Source organism: Paenibacillus graminis (assembly GCF_000758705.1).
Taxonomy (GTDB): Bacteria; Bacillota; Bacilli; order Paenibacillales; family Paenibacillaceae; genus Paenibacillus_AQ; species Paenibacillus_AQ graminis.
In genome coordinates this window covers 1,122,874-1,141,722 of sequence record NZ_CP009287.1, presented here as the reverse complement: position 1 = coordinate 1,141,722, position 18,849 = coordinate 1,122,874, and the positions used below count along the sequence as shown (strand labels likewise).

Annotated in this window: 19 protein-coding genes; 9 read left to right on the top strand and 10 right to left on the bottom strand. The window is 52.6% G+C overall.

The annotated features are described in order from the left end of the window. Positions 1 to 5 precede the first annotated feature (5 nt). From PGRAT_RS04885 to PGRAT_RS04875, 3 genes are all read left to right on the top strand, one after another. Complete coding sequence (locus PGRAT_RS04885; protein ID WP_042267818.1) at positions 6 to 686, top strand: response regulator transcription factor; 681 nt, start codon at positions 6 to 8, stop codon at positions 684 to 686. Further along, positions 674 to 2,092 (top strand): sensor histidine kinase, encoded by a 1,419-nt coding sequence (locus PGRAT_RS04880; protein WP_025703610.1) that lies wholly within the window; start codon positions 674 to 676, stop codon positions 2,090 to 2,092. Before PGRAT_RS04885 ends, PGRAT_RS04880 begins: the two co-directional genes overlap by 13 nt. 94 nt (positions 2,093 to 2,186) lie before the next feature. After that, entirely contained in the window at positions 2,187 to 2,681 is a 495-nt protein-coding gene (locus tag PGRAT_RS04875; RefSeq protein WP_025707187.1) for a hypothetical protein, read from the top strand. A gap of 284 nt (positions 2,682 to 2,965) precedes the next feature. Here the strand turns inward: PGRAT_RS04875 and PGRAT_RS34760 are convergent, their stop codons facing one another. Together PGRAT_RS34760 and PGRAT_RS34755 are read right to left on the bottom strand one after the other, a co-directional pair. After that, positions 2,966 to 3,064, bottom strand: coding sequence for a hypothetical protein (locus PGRAT_RS34760; RefSeq protein WP_337588170.1), 99 nt, complete (start codon positions 3,062 to 3,064; stop codon positions 2,966 to 2,968). Continuing rightward, on the bottom strand, positions 3,061 to 3,543 hold the full coding sequence (locus PGRAT_RS34755; protein WP_025707188.1) for a DUF6612 family protein: 483 nt from the start codon (positions 3,541 to 3,543) through the stop codon (positions 3,061 to 3,063). Before PGRAT_RS34755 ends, PGRAT_RS34760 begins: the two co-directional genes overlap by 4 nt. Positions 3,544 to 3,599: 56 nt before the next feature. On the opposite strand from PGRAT_RS34755, the gene PGRAT_RS04865 reads away from it, so the two are divergent. Then, positions 3,600 to 5,057, top strand: a complete 1,458-nt coding sequence (locus PGRAT_RS04865; protein ID WP_025707189.1) for an amidase family protein — start codon at positions 3,600 to 3,602, stop codon at positions 5,055 to 5,057. Between the two features lie 146 nt (positions 5,058 to 5,203). On the opposite strand, the gene PGRAT_RS04860 is transcribed toward PGRAT_RS04865, so the two are convergent. The 3 genes from PGRAT_RS04860 to PGRAT_RS04850 form a co-directional block, all read right to left on the bottom strand. After that, the gene (locus PGRAT_RS04860) at positions 5,204 to 5,524 is read right to left on the bottom strand and encodes a YciI family protein (RefSeq protein WP_051424769.1); all 321 of its coding nucleotides are present in this window, start codon (positions 5,522 to 5,524) and stop codon (positions 5,204 to 5,206) included. 12 nt (positions 5,525 to 5,536) lie between these two features. Continuing rightward, on the bottom strand, positions 5,537 to 6,094 hold the full coding sequence (locus tag PGRAT_RS04855; protein WP_025707191.1) for an SLOG family protein: 558 nt from the start codon (positions 6,092 to 6,094) through the stop codon (positions 5,537 to 5,539). A 532-nt stretch (positions 6,095 to 6,626) separates the two neighbouring features. Continuing rightward, positions 6,627 to 8,657 carry a beta-galactosidase gene (locus tag PGRAT_RS04850; RefSeq protein ID WP_042266131.1) on the bottom strand — a complete coding sequence of 677 codons (2,031 nt, stop codon included), beginning with the start codon at positions 8,655 to 8,657 and terminating at the stop codon, positions 6,627 to 6,629. Positions 8,658 to 8,781: 124 nt separating this feature from the next. Between PGRAT_RS04850 and PGRAT_RS04845 the strand changes: the two genes are divergently transcribed. Beyond that, the gene (locus PGRAT_RS04845; protein ID WP_238326883.1) at positions 8,782 to 9,612 is read left to right on the top strand and encodes an AraC family transcriptional regulator; all 831 of its coding nucleotides are present in this window, start codon (positions 8,782 to 8,784) and stop codon (positions 9,610 to 9,612) included. Positions 9,613 to 10,028: 416 nt separating this feature from the next. On the opposite strand, the gene PGRAT_RS04840 is transcribed toward PGRAT_RS04845, so the two are convergent. Further along, positions 10,029 to 10,220, bottom strand: a complete 192-nt coding sequence (locus PGRAT_RS04840; protein ID WP_025707733.1) for a hypothetical protein — start codon at positions 10,218 to 10,220, stop codon at positions 10,029 to 10,031. Between the two features lie 105 nt (positions 10,221 to 10,325). After that, entirely contained in the window at positions 10,326 to 11,237 is a 912-nt protein-coding gene (locus tag PGRAT_RS04835) for a LysR family transcriptional regulator (protein ID WP_042266128.1), read from the bottom strand. Positions 11,238 to 11,434: 197 nt separating this feature from the next. Between PGRAT_RS04835 and PGRAT_RS04830 the strand changes: the two genes are divergently transcribed. After that, positions 11,435 to 11,662 carry a hypothetical protein gene (locus PGRAT_RS04830; RefSeq protein WP_025705407.1) on the top strand — a complete coding sequence of 76 codons (228 nt, stop codon included), beginning with the start codon at positions 11,435 to 11,437 and terminating at the stop codon, positions 11,660 to 11,662. 85 nt (positions 11,663 to 11,747) lie between these two features. Here PGRAT_RS04830 and PGRAT_RS04825 read toward each other — a convergent pair whose 3' ends face one another. From PGRAT_RS04825 to PGRAT_RS04815, 3 genes are read right to left on the bottom strand one after another with little or no spacing between them, the layout of a single operon-like run. After that, positions 11,748 to 13,055 carry an ABC transporter substrate-binding protein gene (locus tag PGRAT_RS04825; protein ID WP_081758805.1) on the bottom strand — a complete coding sequence of 436 codons (1,308 nt, stop codon included), beginning with the start codon at positions 13,053 to 13,055 and terminating at the stop codon, positions 11,748 to 11,750. A gap of 59 nt (positions 13,056 to 13,114) precedes the next feature. Continuing rightward, positions 13,115 to 13,948 carry a carbohydrate ABC transporter permease gene (locus tag PGRAT_RS04820; protein ID WP_025705409.1) on the bottom strand — a complete coding sequence of 278 codons (834 nt, stop codon included), beginning with the start codon at positions 13,946 to 13,948 and terminating at the stop codon, positions 13,115 to 13,117. Further along, a complete protein-coding gene (locus PGRAT_RS04815; protein WP_025705410.1) occupies positions 13,948 to 14,829 on the bottom strand; it encodes a carbohydrate ABC transporter permease in 882 nt (293 codons plus the stop codon). The genes PGRAT_RS04820 and PGRAT_RS04815 overlap by 1 nt, the downstream gene beginning before the upstream one ends. A gap of 133 nt (positions 14,830 to 14,962) precedes the next feature. Here PGRAT_RS04815 and PGRAT_RS04810 point away from each other — a divergent pair, with 133 nt between their 5' ends. The 3 genes from PGRAT_RS04810 (at position 14,963) to PGRAT_RS34200 (ending at position 18,616) form a co-directional block, all read left to right on the top strand. Then, positions 14,963 to 16,795: a cache domain-containing sensor histidine kinase gene (locus tag PGRAT_RS04810; RefSeq protein WP_025705411.1), complete on the top strand. Its 1,833-nt coding sequence runs from the start codon at positions 14,963 to 14,965 to the stop codon at positions 16,793 to 16,795. Next, positions 16,792 to 18,423 carry a response regulator transcription factor gene (locus PGRAT_RS04805; protein ID WP_042266126.1) on the top strand — a complete coding sequence of 544 codons (1,632 nt, stop codon included), beginning with the start codon at positions 16,792 to 16,794 and terminating at the stop codon, positions 18,421 to 18,423. Before PGRAT_RS04810 ends, PGRAT_RS04805 begins: the two co-directional genes overlap by 4 nt. 97 nt (positions 18,424 to 18,520) lie before the next feature. Then, complete coding sequence (locus PGRAT_RS34200; RefSeq protein WP_020425876.1) at positions 18,521 to 18,616, top strand: hypothetical protein; 96 nt, start codon at positions 18,521 to 18,523, stop codon at positions 18,614 to 18,616. The last annotated feature ends 233 nt before the right edge of the window (positions 18,617 to 18,849 follow it).

Below are 18,849 nucleotides of genomic sequence, written 5' to 3'. Positions count from 1 at the left end.
TTATGATAAAATCCATTCTGATTGTCGAAGATGAGGAAGCGATTGCCCGCGTGCTTGGGGCCTATCTCAAAAAGGCGGGCTTTCAGGTCACTCTCGCTGCAGACGGGCGCACTGCACTGGAAGCCTTCGAGGCTGCGCCGCCTTCCCTGATCCTGCTTGATATTAATCTGCCGAACATGGACGGCTTCGAGCTGCTGGGCCTGATCCGGGAGAAAAGCAGTTGTCCCGTGATTATGCTGACGGCCAGAGACTCTATCGGCGACCGTCTGGCCGGACTGGACGGAGGGGCCGACGATTATATGTCCAAGCCCTTCATTCCCGAAGAGGTGGTGGCCCGCGTAAATGCGGTGCTGCGCCGCCCTTCGCAGTGGTCCGACGGCAGCCGCAAGCGCCATTATGGCAGCCTGTTTATAGATTTTGGCGCCCGCAGTGTATTCCTGAACGGGGCCGAGGTTTCGTTAAGCCCCCGTGATCTGTCGGTGCTGCTCTTCCTCGCAGAGCGCCCGAATCAGATCTGCACCAGGGACCAGCTGCTGGAGCATGTATGGGAAATGGATTATGACGGAAGCGACCGGGCGGTGGATCTGTCGATCAAAAGGCTGCGCCAGGCCCTTTCGCACTGGCCTGCCGGGGAAGGCGAAATCCGCACGCTTAGAGGAACGGGGTATCAATTATGGACCGCCTGAAGAAGAAGCAGCAGCAAAAAAAGCGCACCTCCATCCTCTCCTACTGGACAGTCCGCTATCTGCTGATTATTGGCACAGGCCTCCTGCTCACCGCGCTTGTGACCTTTTGGTGGATTCAGCAGGAAGCGATGAACAACCGGATGCAGACCACCGCCCTGCTCGCCCAGGAGATTGCCGACCGCAGCGTCAGTGCAGACGGCAGCCTGAATGTCACTCCGGCTCTGCATGGGCTGATTGAGGACCGCAAGCGGTTCTTCAAATTGACGCAGGAAATGTGCGTCATCATCACCGGTCCCAAGGGCGAGCTGCTGTTCTCGCAGCCGGAGATGACCGAGAAGGAAATGCGCTACGAGCTTAACGACAGCCTGGATGCGGCGCGAAGCCCAGGGTTCAAGGCGGCCGGCGCCCAGATTCAGGGAAACGGCAAGACACTGGGACAGGTGATGGTGCTGCAGTCCAAACGCTCGCTGCGATACATTCCGCGGGAGGAGATCACTTTCTTTTCCATTCTGATCGTCTTCCTGATCATCTTAAGCTGGCTGACCATCTATCTCTTGTCCATCAAGCTGGCCAAGCCGATTCAGCGGGTAGCCTCCGCGGCCTCGCAGATCAGCGGGGGGAAATATAACATCATCCTGGAGACGGAGGCCAAGGAGCGCGAGATTCACGAGCTGCTGCTCTCTTTCCAGGAGATGGCAGGCAAGCTGCAGCAATTCGAGCAGTCCCGGGCAGTGATGCTGGCCGGGGTGTCCCATGAGCTGAAGACCCCGGTTACCTCCATCAAGGGACTGGTGCATGCGGTGCGTGAGGGCATTGTCGAAGGCGGGGAGGCCAGCGAATTCCTTGACATTGCCCTGCTGGAGGCCGGGCGGCTGCAGCGCATGGTCGCAGATCTGCTGGATTACAACGCCCTGGCCGCTGGCATTGTCGCGATCCGCCATGACAGGCTGGAGGCCGTTCCGCTGCTGGAGGAGATCGTCTATCAATGGAAGCTGACCCAGAGCGTGGAGGTCTGTACGCCGGAGCTTCAGCTGCCGAAGTTGCCCCTGTTCCTGCGGGGCGATCCGCTGCGCATTCAGCAGATTATGGTCAATCTGCTGAACAACAGCGTTCAGGCCAAGCCGCCGGGACAGATGCTCCAGTTGGACCTCCGCCTGGAGGAGAACCCGCAGGGATATGCAGTGATTACCGTCACGGATAATGGAACGGGCATCCCCGAGGAGAACCGCGGGCGGATCTTCGAGGCCTTCTTCCGCAGCAGCGGCAAGCAAAGCGTTCTCCGGGGGCTGGGGCTTGGCCTTACCTTCAGCCGTCTGCTTGCCGAGGCAATGGGCGGAAGCCTCCGGCTTGGCGACAGGCCGGAGCAAGGCTGCACGTTTGTAATAACCCTGCCATTATGGCGGTAGACCCCGGCCGGCTGGCGTCCGGTTCTGGTCCTTGAAGCGGGCGGCATGGTATAATCAGACGACTGTATTTGAAACCGTAAACCGGAGGCTGTATATGCTTACTTTTGAACAGAAATTGGCGATTCTTGATTCCTATCCCGAGCTTGAGCGGAGAAACGTGTCGCTCGGCCGGGTGAATTATCACTTTGAGCAAAGCCGCCACGAGAAAAAGACCGTAGCCTTCCATCTCCATCCGAATGGCAACGGGTTTGTGTACGGGGGACTGCTGCGGGGCTATGAGACCGATGACAAGGGCATGGTGAATATCCGCGACTACGGCGAGTCCGAGCTGCGGAGCCTGCTGGAGGCGTCTATTGCCTCCCTGTCCATGTTTATTCCGGAGGCGCCCGCACCCGGCAAAAGGAAGAAAAAAACGGCACCCGCTGCAGAGTCGCTGTGGACCAATCATGAAGGGCACACGCTGAGCCTGAAGCCGGAGGATGACCTGTGGTATCTCTACGCCGGGCTTCAGCTGGAGATGGCCTTTGAGACACTTGAGGAAGCCGAGGAATATCTGGCGGAAGAAGGATTTGCCCGGACTCAGGGCTAGAGTATTCCATAGGCTCGGGCGTCTGGCCAAAGTATTCAAGCACAGCAGTGACTCTCAATATAACGTCTTCTCTGTCCGGAAGAATGGCTGAACAGGAGAATTCAGAGAAATAAGGGCTGCTGTGTCCGGAACGACCGGGAGGGGTTCCCGGACTTAAAGACCGCTGATCCCTATCGGACAACAAAGGCTACAAAGGACAGTCCCAGCAGCCGTTTCGGCTTCGGAACTGTCCTTTTTTAAATACAAAAGACTATACAGTTGATAGCAGCCTGTCACTACCCGCATTATTTCGTAGCAGGCATCTGTACTTCCTTGGCACTCAGTGCTTCTTCCGGCACTTTAATCTCACTGATCTCATTATGCTGATTGATCGTTGTCTTCATCTTGGTGCGGTGACCTTCGTATCCTTGGCAATGGTTTTGAATTGCTCCAGTTGCGCCTCAGGGTTGGCGGATTGCTCCAGCGAAGCTGTTATCTGTTTCGACATCTCTGTCGGGATTTTCAACCATCGACCGCCTGTCTGGGAGTAGATACCGGAATCGGTGATATACTGCTCCACATTCTGTACACCTTGCCCGTTTGTATCTACCTTGACAGTCTGGTGCATTTGCAGCGGTTCCTTGATTAATTCAGATTTAGTGGTCATTTCTACTTTTTGCTGCTTGGCCGTTTCGCCCTTAATGGTCATATTCTGAGAGACCTGCGAATCCATCCCGAAGCTTTTCAGGTCCTTGGCGGCTTCTGCCGACTTCTGGATAAGCTCGTCTAACGTTGGAACCCCTTGCTCTGAGGCTTGCTCTACAGGTGCGGCCGACGCAGACGCCGAAGGAGCTGTGGAGTATCCCCTATCAACACAAGGCAAATTATGTTTAGATGAACAAGAAGGCCATAACCTAGAGGGAAAGAAGCGTGAACCGCATGAGTTTTGAAATCGTAGAGGCTACCATTCCGGAGATTCAGGCTGCGCTTGAAACCGGCCAAATGACGTCCAGGCAATTAGTCCTCATGTATCTTGAACGCATCGCTGAGCATGACAAAAGCGGGCTGACGGTGAACTCCGTCCTGGAGATTAATCCCGATGCCCTTTTCATCGCCGAAGCTCTGGATGCGGAACGCTCCCTGCAGGGGCCGCGCGGGCCGCTGCACGGTATACCGGTCTTGCTCAAAGACAATATCAACACAGGCGATAAAATGCATACCAGCGCAGGCTCGCTGGCTTTGGCAGATTCTTTTGCCGGGGAAGATGCCTTTATTGTCACTAGGCTGCGAGAAGCCGGGGCGGTCATTATGGGCAAAGCCAACATGACGGAATTCGCCAATTTCATGACGAATGGCATGCCTTCCGGGTACAGCTCGCGCGGCGGACAGGTGCTTAATCCATACAACATATCCACTCCGACAGGCGGCTCCAGTGCCGGTTCTGCAGTAGCTGTGGCCTGCAGTTTCTGCACAGTATCCGTAGGCACGGAAACCTCCGGGTCGATTCTGAATCCCGGGAATCTCGGCTCGGTCATCGGCATCAAGCCGACTGTAGGCATGCTGAGCCGTTCCGGCATACTGCCGCTCTCCAACACACAGGACACCGCCGGTCCCATGGCGCGCACGGTCCGCGATGCTGTTCTGCTGCTGAACGCGATGCTGGGCAAGGATAACAGCGATGCCGCCATGGGCACAAGCGTTGGCCGTCTGCATGAGGATTATACGGTGTTTCTCGACCCGAACGGGCTGGAGGGCGCGCGGATCGGCATTCCGCGGGATTATTATTTTGAGGAGCTGACAGACGAGCAGTCGGCGCTGTTCAATGCCTCGGTGGAGCGGATGCGCGGGCTTGGCGCCATCATCATTGATCCCGCAGACATCCGGACAGCAAGGGAAATCAAATACTCCTCCGTTGTGCTGAATGAATTCAAAACCTCACTGAATGCCTATCTGGCCCGTCTCGGCCCGGGAGCCCCGATGCGAACGCTGAAGGACATCATCGATTTCAACCATGCCCATCCTGTGGAGACGCTGAGATATGGACAATCCACGCTGCTGGATGCCGAATATACCTCCTCCGGGACGTTCACCGAGCCGCAGTATCTGCGCGACCGGGCAACGGATCTCCGGCTCTGTAAGGAGCTCGGAATCGATGCCGCCATGAAGGAGCACCAGCTTGACGCACTGCTGTTCCCGGCCGATTTCGGCGCGCGGATTACCTCAAGGGCAGGTTATCCGTCCATCGTCGTGCCTGCCGGCTACACCTCCGCCGGCGCTCCCTTTGGCGTGACCTTTTCTGCCCGGGCCTATGAGGAGCCGGTGCTGATCCGGCTGGCCTATGCCTACGAGCAGAATTACAAGGTCCGCAAAGCACCTTCCCTGCAAAGCTTTATATAAGCGGAAAACGGCACCGCCGGCTTTATAAAGGGCAGCACCGTTTCTGCGGGAAATAGAAGGGAAGCTTATAGCAGTCTTATATTGTAAAAGAAACGATACCGCCCTCTAATGAGACGGTACCGTTTCTGCGGGAAGAGCTGCCTCTTCTATTCTTCTGCGATGCCCATGTGCCGGTTCCCTGCATGCGACAGTCCCCAGGTGCGCAGCTCATAGCTGCGGATTCCCGTGAGAATGTACGGATCGCGCTGTGCGATCTGCTCTGCTTCTTCGCGGGAATCGGCACAGATGATGACCATGCCTCCCGGACTGTCGCTGAAGGGTCCGCACATGACAAGCTGTCCGCTGCGCTCAAGCTCCTGCAGATGCTTGACATGCGCCCGGATGATATTCATATCCCTCCGGTCCTGCGGGGTTGGACTTAACAAAATGACATAACAAATATCCTCTTCGCTATTCACAGAACCCATTGGTTGTCCTCCTTATTCATAGCCTTGCTGGCTCTCTTCATCAGCAATATTCTGAATCTCCTCGGCATGCATCAGATAGAGGCCATAGTCTCCTTCTGCATTAAGCTTCAATGCCCGCTCTTTGAAAAATTTCGGACTACCCTCGGCGGCATCTTCATCGTAGAACAGCAGAATCGCATCGCTTTTGCGGAACAACAGGTCATCTCTGGCCCGGAACTGCCAGCTCCCGTCATACGGGGCATTGCTGACCGCCCCACAATAATCGGCCCCGGCAATAATCCGCCGGTACTCGTTCTGCTTGTCCTCCTTCCACTTGTCCTCCGGCGAAGCGTGTGCGGTGATAATGCCCAGCTTCAGACCGGGATACTGCTGCTTCAGCTCAAGCACCACTTCGCAGGCCCACAGATCCACGCCGTATTGGCCGGGTGTAATGATCCAGTCTACCCCCTCCTCGACGAGCGGGACCAATCTGTTCATTAGTGCCTTTTTGATATAAGGAATCCCCTGGTGTTTGCTGTCAAAAATCCCGAGCTCATGCGCACGGTAGCCTGTTACCAGTAATGTTGTCATGTGCTGCCTCTCTCCTGAACCGTTACTCTTCGCAATCAATTAACGAAGTTCGCAAAAGCAAAGATCGAACATCCTTTATCTTTCCAAACCATTTTCTTGTTCTGGGGTTGAATGAATAGTAATGTGAGCGGATGGGATGCTATAATTTGCTCCATGGACTTTTAATGTGGTGGATGTTTTCGGACCACGGCGCAGCTTACCGAAAGGGGGTGGCGCCGATTGGTCAACCTTGTGTCGTGCTGCATCGGAAACTTCGGAACAAGCGAAAACCCACCGCGAATAGGTTGGCACCCTAACGGTGGGTTTCGCTTAAACTAGCAATTTATACGAAACCGTTGATCTTCTTTATACCCACTATTTTAGCACGCGTAATAATACGTGTCTATCAGATAGGCAAGTGAACTTAATTCTTTCTAATCCCGCTTCCCCGCAAGCGTTAGCTGGAAAAAGGATAGTTATTCCGTCCAATTCTACCTTTTCAAGTGAATTCGCCCAAGTTAAATCTACTTTTCCCCACTCTTCCGAACTAATCCTAGCTCTTGTCCGACAAAATCAGAACCCCCCGTCCCGGGACAACGGCCGTGCCGCTGAAGGTCTGGCCCGTCAGCAGATCGGTGCGCTGCACGGAACCGATATCGGCGCTAAGCTCCCCTTCCTTATGGTTCAGCAGGAACAGATAAGATACACCGTCCTTGACGCGCTGTACGGATTCGATGCCTTCCGGGGCGCTGACCAGCGGCTGAATCTCCTTTTCTGCACACAGGTTCGACAGGAACCCTTGCAGGAACGCCGCATCCGGACTGGTGGCCACGTAGTAAGCTTTGCCCTCGCCAAAGCGGTTCACGGTTAGAGCCGGCATACCTTTATAGAAATCAGCGCCATATTCAGCCAGCACTTCAGCGCCTTCCGCGTGAATCAGATCGCATAGCAGATCGCACGGATAAGTGCGGTTCAGCGCGCCCCACTCTTTGCTCATCACGATTTCATTGCCCATTCCCGGCAGCAGCGCGTCGATTTCCTCAGCCCAAATGCCGAGCACCTTGCGCAGCTCGCCCGGGTAGCCCCCGACAGGAACCAGATCATTTTCGTTCACGATCCCGCTGAAATAAGTCGTAACGAATGTGCCGCCCGCCTTCACGAAGGCTTCGACCTTCTCGGCAAATCCCGGCTTGATCATATACAGCACCGGAGCAATAACAATCTTGTACTTGGAGAGGTCTTCTTCGACACCGATCATATCGGCTTCGATATTCTGCTGATACAGCGCGTCGTAATATTTATGCACTTCGTTCACATAATCCAGCGCTACGGAAGGTCCGCTGGACAGATCAAGCGCCCAGCGGTTTTCCCAGTCGTAGATAATGCCGATCTGCGCTGCACTGCGCGCATCCAACAGCTTATCGCCCAGCAGCTCCAGCTCTCTGCCAAGCTCGGCACATTCACGGAATACCCGGGTATGCTCATGTCCCACATGCTCAATGACGGCACCATGATACTTCTCGCAGGCGCCGATGGAGCGGCGGAGCTGGAAGAACAGCACCGTGTCCGCACCCCGCGCTACCGCCTGATAGCTCCACAGGCGCATTACGCCTGGACGCTTCAGCGAGTTGTACGGCTGCCAGTTCTGCTGGCTCGGCGTTTGCTCCATCAGCATAAACGGCTGGCCGTTCTTCAGACCGCGCATTAGGTCATGCGTCATAGCCGTATGGCTGACCGGTGTATCCAGGGAAGGATAGTTATCCCAGGAGACAACATCCATATGCTTCGCCCACTCGAAATAATCCAGCTCAGGGTAGAAGCCCATCAGGTTAGTTGTCACCGGAACATTTGTGCTGTGCTCCTTGATGGCGTTATATTCCAGCTTGTAGCATTCCAGCAGGCTAAGTGACATAAATCTACGGTAATCAAGGGAGATTCCCTGGAAGTTGGTCCGGTTGCCGTTCCATTCCTCACTTAACTCGTTTGGCACAACAATTTCTTCCCAATCATAGAAGGTATGGCCCCAAAAGCGGGTGTTCCAGGCTTTGTTGAGCTTATCCAGTGAGCCGTAACGGTTCTTCAGCCAGACCCGGAAAGCGGCTTCAGACTGCTCGGAATAGTCGTAGCCGCCATATTCATTGGAAATATGCCAGGCGACCAGGCCCGGATGGTCCTTGTAGCGCTCAGCCAGCTTGCCCGCAAGCTTGGCAGCGAATTTACGGTAGACCGGACTATTCGGATTGGAGTTGTGGCGTCCGCCGAATTTGCGCTTTCTGCCCTGCACATCGACCCGGGTCACTTCAGGGTAACGGTGGGCCATCCAGGCCGGATGGGCCCCTGTGCTTGTAGCCAGGCAGACATAGGTTCCATTGTTATATAAGCGGTCCATCAATTCATCAAGTCCGGAGAAATCATAGGTATCCTCGGAAGGCTGAATCAGCGCCCATGAAAATACATTAATCGTAGCGACATCAATGCCCGCCAGCTTGAACATCCGTTCATCCTCTGCCCATACCGGAGCGTCCCACTGCTCGGGATTGTAATCTCCGCCGTACCAAATCTTCGGCAATTTATCGTTGATCACGTATCGCACATCCTTTATAGTATAAGTATATTCTTATTGTAAACGCTTTACGTTTCCCTTTAAATATAAAATTACCGCCAGGACATATAATAATATGGAACAAAAGGAGAGGATACAATTGCCCGTGACAGCCCCCCGCAGAATTGTGTTCGGCCAGGAAGGCGGAAACCACCTGCCGATTACACTCGACAGCATGGGCTACAACCCCGATCAGGAGAAGGTATCCCGTCCTGAGGGCTACCACGCCTATCATTGGCTCCAGACCTCGCAGGGTGAGGGAATTATCCATTTTGAGAATAAAAAACTTACGCTCGCCGAAGGCAGCGGCGTACTTCTGCTCCCGGGGATCTCCCACAGATACGAAGCACTGTCTGCTGAACCTTGGTGTACCTATTATCTGACCTTCGGGGGAAGCTCTGCCCGGCAGATTCTGGATTCACTCGGGATGAACGCCAACTCCTATTACCGCTGGGAGAGTGAGGCTCCGCTGCCCCTGATGCTGAAGGAAATGCTCGACCGGCACGATGCCGCCGAGGATATGTTCAGCCTTGGTGCTTCTACCGATGCCTACCGGTTCCTCCTGACGCTCAGCAAATACGGGCACCTGCATAACAATACCTCCATCTCCCGCAACGTGGACAAGGTGCAGCCGTTGCTCAAATGGATGGACGGCCATTATGGCGATCCCGATATCGGCCTGCATGACCTGGCTGTGCAGCTTGATGTGTCGGGCCGCTACCTTAACAGCCTGTTTCTGCAGACCTTCGGCCTTTCTCCATATGCCTATTTTGTCCGCCTGCGTATCCGCAAGAGCAAGGAGCTGCTGGTCAGCCAGCCCGATCTAACAGTAAAAGCCATTTCGCAGCAGGTCGGCTTCCGCGATGTCAGCCACTTCGTGGCCACCTTCCGCAAGCAGTCCGGAACCACACCGGATCAATTCCGGCGGCTGCATTGAATCTCTATATGGGTTGGAGAACTGGAAAGTAGTTTGAGGAACGTGAGTGAGGGTCATCAGGAACTAATCTAAGTGGAAAAAGTAAACCTAATCTGCTGAAATCCTGGCAATGGGTAGGTTTTAGTTGGAATTTGTATACTTAATTGGTGCATATTCATCTCATATAGGAATTTTCAGCTAAACTAGTGATCCTTTTTCCAACATAAGTCACTCCGTAAGCCGAATGAGCTTGATTAGTGATCCTTTTTCCCTAAGGATGACTAGCTCTGTTCATAAAATTGTTTAGTTCAATCTATATAGTCCATTCCGGAAGAGATTCAGAACACAAGCAGCGGCACCCGGGGCTGAACCAGCCGGAGTGCCGCTGCTTGTGTATATTTGGACAAATCCTACAAAAGACCATGAGGGCAAATCCGTTAAAAGAGCCAGATACAGAGACCCACGATAACTGCGAGCACCGCCACCGCTATCACCAGATCGGTAACCTGCCTCCAGAAGCCCGTTATGCCTTTTTGATGATAGTTGCGCACGTCGGCATCATGTTTGGCTTTGTGGGCGTCGGGATCCGGACTGGGCACGTTAGGACCAGCATTCAAAAAGTCAGACATGGAAATCATCTCCTTTTATCCATTATACCCGTTAGTACCCATGAGTAACACCCCTGCTGATGCCTTCAGACCCATGGACCGAGTACCGGACCGCTCCCTGTAATTTTACGGCTCCGCCGGGTTCTCCGCAGGGATATCCGCTCCGCACACAGCTTCCGGCAGGCGCATCTTCAGCTCTTCTATGAATTCCCGGAAGGCGCTGGTCATATACAGGTCACGCCGCCGGATAAACACTGTCGGAACCTCCGCATACCTCTCCGGAAAGGGATAGCAGCGGATTCCCTCTGTTACATTCATCCGGTTGAAATAAGATACGGGCAGAACCGCATATCCAATCCCCGCTTTTACACATCCCAGCAATCCTTCCATGGTCCCGAACTCCATTACCTTCCCGAGCCGGCAGCCCTCATTTCCGAGCCACGCTTCCAGCCTGGTGCGGTAAATGCATTCCGCATTCAGGATCAGCAGCGTCTTGTCATGTACCGACTGAAGGCCCTGATAGTCGATTGTATCCGGAATGATAAGCCCAAGCTTCTCATGGATGACCAGTTCCTGGACTATTTCCGGATGCTCGACCGGTCCGTCCACGAAAGCTCCGTTCACGGTATATTGCAGGACGGCATCGATGAGATCATTGTTTCGTCCGATCTGCAGCTGAACCTCGACGTCAGGGTAACACCCGCGATAAGCGGATAGGATGGCAGGCAGCCGCACGGCAGCCGTCGTATCCGAGCCGACCGTGATCGAGCCCTTCGGAACCGGCGAATCCAGAACCGCCTGTGCTGCTTCCTCCAGAAGATTTATTATTTTGAGCGTGTATTCCATGAGTGTCTGTCCGGCCGAAGTCAACGTGATGCCCCGGCTGTGCCGGTAAAAGAGCGGAGTTTTCAGCTCCTGCTCCAGCTGCTGAATTCTTGCCGTCACATTGGACTGCACATAGTTCAGGCGTTGGGCCGCTTTGGAAATGCTCCCTTCTTCAGCGGCTGCCTGAAACACTTTAAGAAGACCAATATCCATAGTCCGCCCCTCTCCCCCCCGGATCTGCCATCAGCCGCAGTGATGTCGTCCATCATTTCTCTTCATTATACATGATCCGCTTCACGGATTATGATGAAAACAGAGACAAAATGAGCTTAAGTATACATATCCGAAGTTCATTTGCCGGGTGATTCAAGGTTCAAATCGGTTATTAAAAATTCAAAGGAGTGGGAGTAATGGAAAACAAGGATTGGAGTTTCAAGGTGCCCGGGGACCCGGACGGCAGAGAACAGGTTATCAATACCAGTGAAATCAAAAGCGTATATGATCTGCTGGATCTGCTTCACCGTGATGAGCTTCAGGGCCCACAGCAACAGACTGCAGGCCCGAAAATTAATCCGCAAGCCGTGCTGCTCCCCTTTGTCTCCCGGATGACGAAAAAAAGACGCCATCCTTCCGCCTGAGCCAGGAGACGTCCCTTTGCAAATCCGCTTTTCCAAATCAAGTATGGTCCTATAGGACTCTATATCGCAGTGTATGCCGCTATGGTTATTTCTTCAGCTTATCCCAAGCTGCCTGCATGCCTTTTTCCCAACCGGCTTCGTCCGTTTTACCGGCGATCAGCTCTTGAATTACGCTGGCAAATTCTTGAGTCACACCATCAGGGAATTTGGAGGATTGCAGACCGTATACTTTACCGTCCTGCACGTATTTCCATACATCGGAACCGAGTGCTCCGATATCCTCTGGAGTAGCTTCAATGGTTTTCAATGCAGGGATGAACTTCCATTTTTTAGTGATATATTCTTTACCCATATCGGAAGTTACGAGCCAGTTCAGGAATGTTTTGGCTTCTTCTTTGGAGCCGGAATCTTTATTTACAACCAGGTTGGCAGGAATCCCTACAGTCATCTTGTCATTTTTCGCTGGGTCATCATTGATTGGCATAGGGAACATGCCGATGTTCATGTTAGGCGTAATGTTGTCCACAAGCGTTTGGGCCCAGTTGCCTTCCTGCATCATAGCCGTTTCGCCCTTGGCGAACATCGCCAGGTGAGTGTTGGCATCGGTAGTCAGAGGATTTTTCTGGCCGTATTTTACCGTCAAATTAAGCAGGTTGCTCCAGTCCTTGAATACCGGGTTGCCTACGATACTTGCAGTGCCCCCATTGAGGCCTTTGATGAACTCATCTACATTATCCTGCTGTGCAAAGGCTACGCTGATGCCCTGGTTGCCCAGCAGCCACCATTCCTGATACGCGTTGCCGAAAGGTGTGACATCGATAGCCTGCAGCTTTTTAGCAGCTTCTTCAAGCTCGGTGATGGTCTTTGGAGTTTCGGTGATGCCGGCTTTGGCAAACAGATCCTTGTTGTACACATAGCCGATACCTTCAAGATTCATTGGCATACCATAGGTTTTGCCGTCTTTAGTCATTGGCTCTGCCGCCAAAGGGATCAGGTCCTTCACCCAAGGCTGGTCGGACAGGTCTTCCAGCTTGTCTCCCCACAGGTCCATTTCGGCATATCCGCCGTTGGAGAAAATATCAGGCGCATCCCCGGAAGCAAACTTGGTCTTCAGGGCTGCCGCATAGTCCGCGCCGCCGCCGACGGTTTGAATATCCAGCTTGATGTTAGGATGCTCTTTTTCGAATTCAACCTTCAGCTCATTCAGGCCTTCAACGATTTCCGTTTTGAACTGAAAGATTTTAACCGTTTTCACTGCGCCGGACGTGTTGCCAGCGCTTCCATTTGATGCATTATTAGATGCGGTATTATTGGAATTTCCGCCGCATGCCGCAAGCATGACTGACATTAGCATTACAGATGACAGCATCAATGCAGAACGTTTCTTCATCATTTCTAATTTCCCCCTAGAATAAATTAACTGCTGTTATATTTGGAACGGGGGCCCGGGAATTAACCCTTCACCGAGCCGGCCGCTATTCCCTCAACAATGTAACGCTGCATGAACAGATAAAAAATGACGATTGGAGCCACCCCAAGGGTCAGTGCCGGAAGCGCCATATCCCATTGCTTCGTATATTGCCCGAAGAACGAGAAGGTAGCCAGCGGAATGGTGCGCAGCCCGGGCGCCTGAAGAATCAGCGACGGGAGCAGATAATCGTTCCAGATGCCCAGTGCGTTCAAGACGATGATCGTCATCAGCATCGGCTTCAGCAAAGGAAGCACGATCCGGAAGAATGCCGAGATCGGATTACAGCCGTCGACCGTTGCCGCCTCTTCAATCTCAAGAGGAACCGACTTGATGAAGCCGTGGAACAGGAAGATCGCCATCGGAATACTTAACCCCAGATTGGAGATAATCAGACCGGCAAAGGAGTTATTGACCCCAAGGATATTAACGACTTTCAGGATCGGAATCATAATCGTCTGAAACGGAACCACCATCGCCGCTACGAACAGCAGCAGCAGAATTTGATTGAACCGTGTGTTGGCGCGGACCATCCGGTAAGCAGCCATTGCGCTGAACAGCGAGATCAGAACCACAGAGATTATAGTTACGATCAGCGAATTGCGGAACGCTTCGGAGAAGCGGGCTAACTTCCAGGCATTCGTGTAGTTGGACCACATGAATTCCTGCGGCCAGCTTGCCGCATTGCTTAGAATCTCACCAAAGGATTTTACCGAGTTCGCCAGCAGGAAGTAGAATGGGGAAAGAAACAGCAAGGCCAGCAGGATCATAAGCACTTCAATTCCGATGTTCCATCTGCCGTTAGACTTTGCTTTCATTAAGCTTCTACCTCCTTGCTCTTTGTCACACGAACCTGAATGACGGTGATAATTGCTACAATCAGGAAGAAGAGCAGCGCTTTGGCCGTACCCAGACCATAACGGTTGTTCAGGAAGGCTTCATTGTAAATATTCATGGCCACAGATTCTGTGGATTTGAACGGTCCGCCTTTCGTCAGGGACAGGTTCAGGTCGAACATTTTGAAGGACCAGGAAATGGCCAGGAACAAACCAATCGTTACCGCAGGCATAATCAAAGGAACAATAATGCTGCGGAGCACCTGCATACGGGAGGCCCCGTCAATTTCAGCTGCTTCCAGCACCTCTTTGGAGACATTGCTGAGTGAAGCAATGTAGATCACCATCAGATAACCCGAAGACTGCCAGACAAAAACCATGACAATCGCCCAGAAGCCGGTGGTTGCATCTCCGAGCCAGGGAAGATTAAAGAAGGACCAGCCGGTGATATCGCCCATCGTGGCGAAACCCTTGATAAAAATGAACTGCCATATAAACCCAAGCAGCAATCCCCCGATTACATTCGGCATGAAAAAAATGGTACGGAGCATATTGCGTGTTTTTAATGGTTTTGTCAGAAAATAGGCCAGAAAAAAACCTACTATATTGGTCAAAACAACTCCCAGCACAGTAAATCTTACGGTGAACCAGAAGGATGACCAGAAATCCGGATCGTTTGTAAATATCGCTGTAAAGTTATCAGCGCCAACCCAGCTTACGTTCCCCGATACCCCATTCCAGTCCGTGAAAGAATAGTACATCCCCATCAGAAATGGAATAATCGTAATCAGGGTGAAAAACAATAATGCCGGACCGACGAAAAAAGTCTGTTGACCCAATTGGGACAACTTTGAACCGCGCATTCACCCGTCCCCCTTTCCTTTACTCACTTACTTGTTTATGATCTAAACATATTATCTGTTTTTTGAGGGGCCTCTTACACCTACTCAGGTGATCTTTCAGGTGTAAAATATTGATCGGAGGTGACAAGAATCGATGAAATGGAACAGTATCCGCACGAAACTGATTGTTTTTTTACTCCTTCCAACCCTAGTTTGTATTATCGCAACGATGTTTATCAGCTATTCCTATACCACACAGTCGCTAAGAACACGGGCCGTGGATGAGAATAAAAACCTGCTCTTTCAAGGCTATAAAAATATCAACAGCCTGGTCCAGGAGATTAGCCGGCTGTCGCTGATTGTATACTCCGACTCGGATTTTTACCGTCTGCTTGAAGCCGGCTATGATGATTTGTCCTCTGATATCGCCATCTATAATTCACTCAGCTACATCTCCACCTCGCTGCCCAATATCTCTCAGGTGTACCTGTATGGTGTCAAGGATGGCAAAGCAACACTGATCACCGATAATACAACGCCCAAACGCTGGCTTGGAAACGCCCCGTATGAGGAATCCCACGTTACAGGAAGTTCCCCGGTGAAAGTGCAAAGCACCCATCTAAATGACGCTTATGGGCTAAAACTGCCGTTGACGCAGTTCATACCAGAGCCGGTTTTTACGCTGCATCGAAGAATTGAGCGTATTCCTTCCTCTGAACCACTCGGCTATCTGTCGATTGATGTCAAACTGGCAGCACTTGGCGATATTATAGACCAGTTGTACGATCAGGATCAGGAAAACATCTACCTGGTAGACAGTACCGGAACGCTGGTCTATGGCCAGGATGCCGGTTCACTCGGCAAGCCGTTGAATGCAGCGTGGTACAGCAAGCAGTTCGCTGACATCACAGGTGACCAGGGTTACTTTGAGCAGGACGGATCCGTGTTCATTTATCAAAAGATTGAAAGCACCGGTCTAAACTGGACTCTCGTCAAGCAAATCCCTGTCTCCTATCTGTTCCGGGAAGCCAAGGAGGCGGCCGTTATCAACATCCTGCTGCTGGTGCTGCTGCTCATTACAATCATTGTCTTGACCGTGCTTGTCTCGTTCCGGATAACCGCCCCGATTAAGCAGCTGACCCGGTATATGAATCAGGTCCAGACCGGGAACCTGGAGATTGATATCCGCCCGGCGGGAAAAGATGAAATCGGCCTTGTCACCGAGCGCTTCCGCAGCATGATGGATACGATCAACAATCTGATTCTGCGGGAGTACCGGCTGGAGCTGTCGAATAAAACCAATGAGCTGAGGGCGCTGCAGTCGCAGATCAACCCTCATTTCCTGAACAATACGCTGCAGATTATCGGCACCCTCGCTTTGGAGCTTAAGGTGCCGCAGATCTATGCCCTGCTCTCCGCGCTGGCCAAGATGATGCGCTACAGCATGTACAATGATGAGAAGATTGTTACAGTACAAAATGAGCTGGAGCATGTAAAAGCCTATGTCGAGCTGCAAAAGGAACGTTTTGAAAATAAGTTCACTTTCCGCTGCGATATGGAAGATTCGCTGCTGAATGCGCTGATGCCCAAAATGATCCTTCAGCCCATTGTGGAGAATTACTTCAAGCATGGTTTCAATCTCGCCCGCACCGACGGCCTGATCGAAATTAAGGCGGCCCGGCTTGCCTCCGGGCGGATGGAGATTATCATCCGGAACAACGGCAGCTCCATTCCTGTGCTGAAGCTGGAAGCCCTCCGGCAGGAGCTTCAGCATCCCGGCAGGCTGGATATAGACACGCTGAAAGAAACGGACAGCACCGACAGCAAGCGGGATGCTCCGGGGGCACGGATCGGCCTGCCCAACGTGCTGGCCCGGCTGCGGCTGGTCTGCGGGGACAGCGCTCTGCTGATCGTGGACAATGATAAGGCCGGCGGAGTAATCGTCAGATTGGAAATTGATATTGTAGTGGAGAGTGAAACCATATGAAAGCGCTGATTGTAGACGACGAAGCCAGAGTCCGGAAGGCGGTCAGACTTCTGGTCGACTGGGATGCCCATCAGATCGGGGAAATTCTAGAAGCCGGAAACGGCAATGAAGCCATCGGACTGATCCGCAAGGAGAAGCCTGCCCTGGTCATCATGGACATGATGATGGAATCGGGCAGCGGGATCGAGCTGATGGCCTGGGTCAATGAATTCGCCGGAAACACCAAGTTTATTGTGGTCAGCGGCCATAATGATTTTGATTTTGTCCGTCAGACCGTCCGCCACGGCGGGATTGACTATATTCTGAAGCCCATTGAGCCGGAAATGATCAATAATGCAGTATCCAAGGCAGTAGCCGCCTGGCGGTCGGAGGAGGAAGAACGCAGCCACCGGCAGAAGCAAAGCATCCGCCTGAATGAAATCAGACCCATCTATGGGGAAAAGCTGCTGTCGGCGCTGATCGATGATCCGATCAATGCCGAAGCTTCACTGCGCAGGCTTTGGGACGATGGGGTGATCCCGCATACCGCCAAAGCCTCACGGCTGATTCTGGTACAGACCGATCCCGGCAACAACCCGCTGATCAAACGGTTCGGAGGAGACAGCGAGCTGCTCTATTACGCCATCGTTAACATCTGCAATGAATTCCTGCAGCTGCAGAGCAATGGGATTGCCTTCCGGTATTGGGGAGGGCCGCCGGAAATCGCTATTATCCTGTGGGATGTTCAGGAATCTGTAGCCGAGCTGATCAACCGGATCAACCAGGGAATTTACATGACGCTGCAGTTTCGGATGCATTTTGGCATCAGCTCGGTGGGAGCCTTGCCGGGGGGGCTGCCGGCTGAACGCGCAGAAGCCGCCGAAGCCTTGCTCCGGCGGAACCTGTTAAGACATGAGGACTACTGCCATTCCCCCTCCTCCTCCGATCCTGCAGATACCGGAAGTGAACCTCCGGTTATCTTTGCCGACGTGCAGGAGGAGTGGAGAATGGCGGTGATCAGCGGCAACCCGGAGGTGCTGTCAGCCGCAGCCCAGCACTGGACCCGGGAGCTAAGCCGCCGGGGTGTTGTTACCCCCGAGATGCTGAATTCCTGGAAGGCCGATGCCCTGCTGTTCCGTTCCCGGCTGGTACGGGAGGCCCTCGGCGCACAAGCAGACAGCGCTCTGGCAGAGCTTGAGCGGGCGGACACGCTGACCCCGGCACCCCTGCCAAGCGGCTATTCCTTCTCTTTGTTCGCCTGGCGCGACTGGTCCTTTGCTTTGCTGCAACGCCTCTCACAGGAGCTTACGGCCAGAGCGGTGAAGGAACGCAACCCGATGACAGAAATTGTGAAATACATCGAACAGAACTATCCATCCGACTTATCGCTGCAAGAAGTGGCCGGCAAATTCTATGTCAGCCGTGAATATATTTCACGCAAATTCAAGCAGGAATACGGCATTAACTTCTCCGATTATATCGGCAGTGTCAGAATCGACAAAGCCAAGCTGCTGCTGCAGAATCCCAACCTGAAGCTGTCGCAGATCTCGGAGATGGTCGGCTTTCACGACGTCAAATATTTCAGCAAGGTGTTCAAAAAACAGGTTGGCCTCTCGCCCAAGGACTACCGGGCCCAGATCATCCCCTGATCATTCAATTTTTTTAATCTGGTCAATCGTCCATACAGAGATTGGGGAAGGTGCATATCTTGGGTCTGTAAGATAATAACGCGAAGGAGGTAGTGCAATGAGCGGTTGCGGAAATATTGGAGGACTTGTTACTTCCACTACTACAATCTTGGTACTGTATATTCTGTTGGTGATCATCCTTAAAACATTTTAATCAGCCATAAGCCAAAAAAAATGAGAGCCTACAATCATGTAGGTTCTCATTCGATTATTAAGTGTACAACAGTGTGATTACAAGCAATTCATAGAGCACAAGGGTTAATATCGCTTCATCACTGCTGCTTCCGAAAAAAGCCCGTTGTTCTCCGTAATTTTTCACTCCCAAATAAAATAAACCCCGATCGCATCCCAAAATTCTCCCGGTGACTACTTGACCGTCCAATGTTT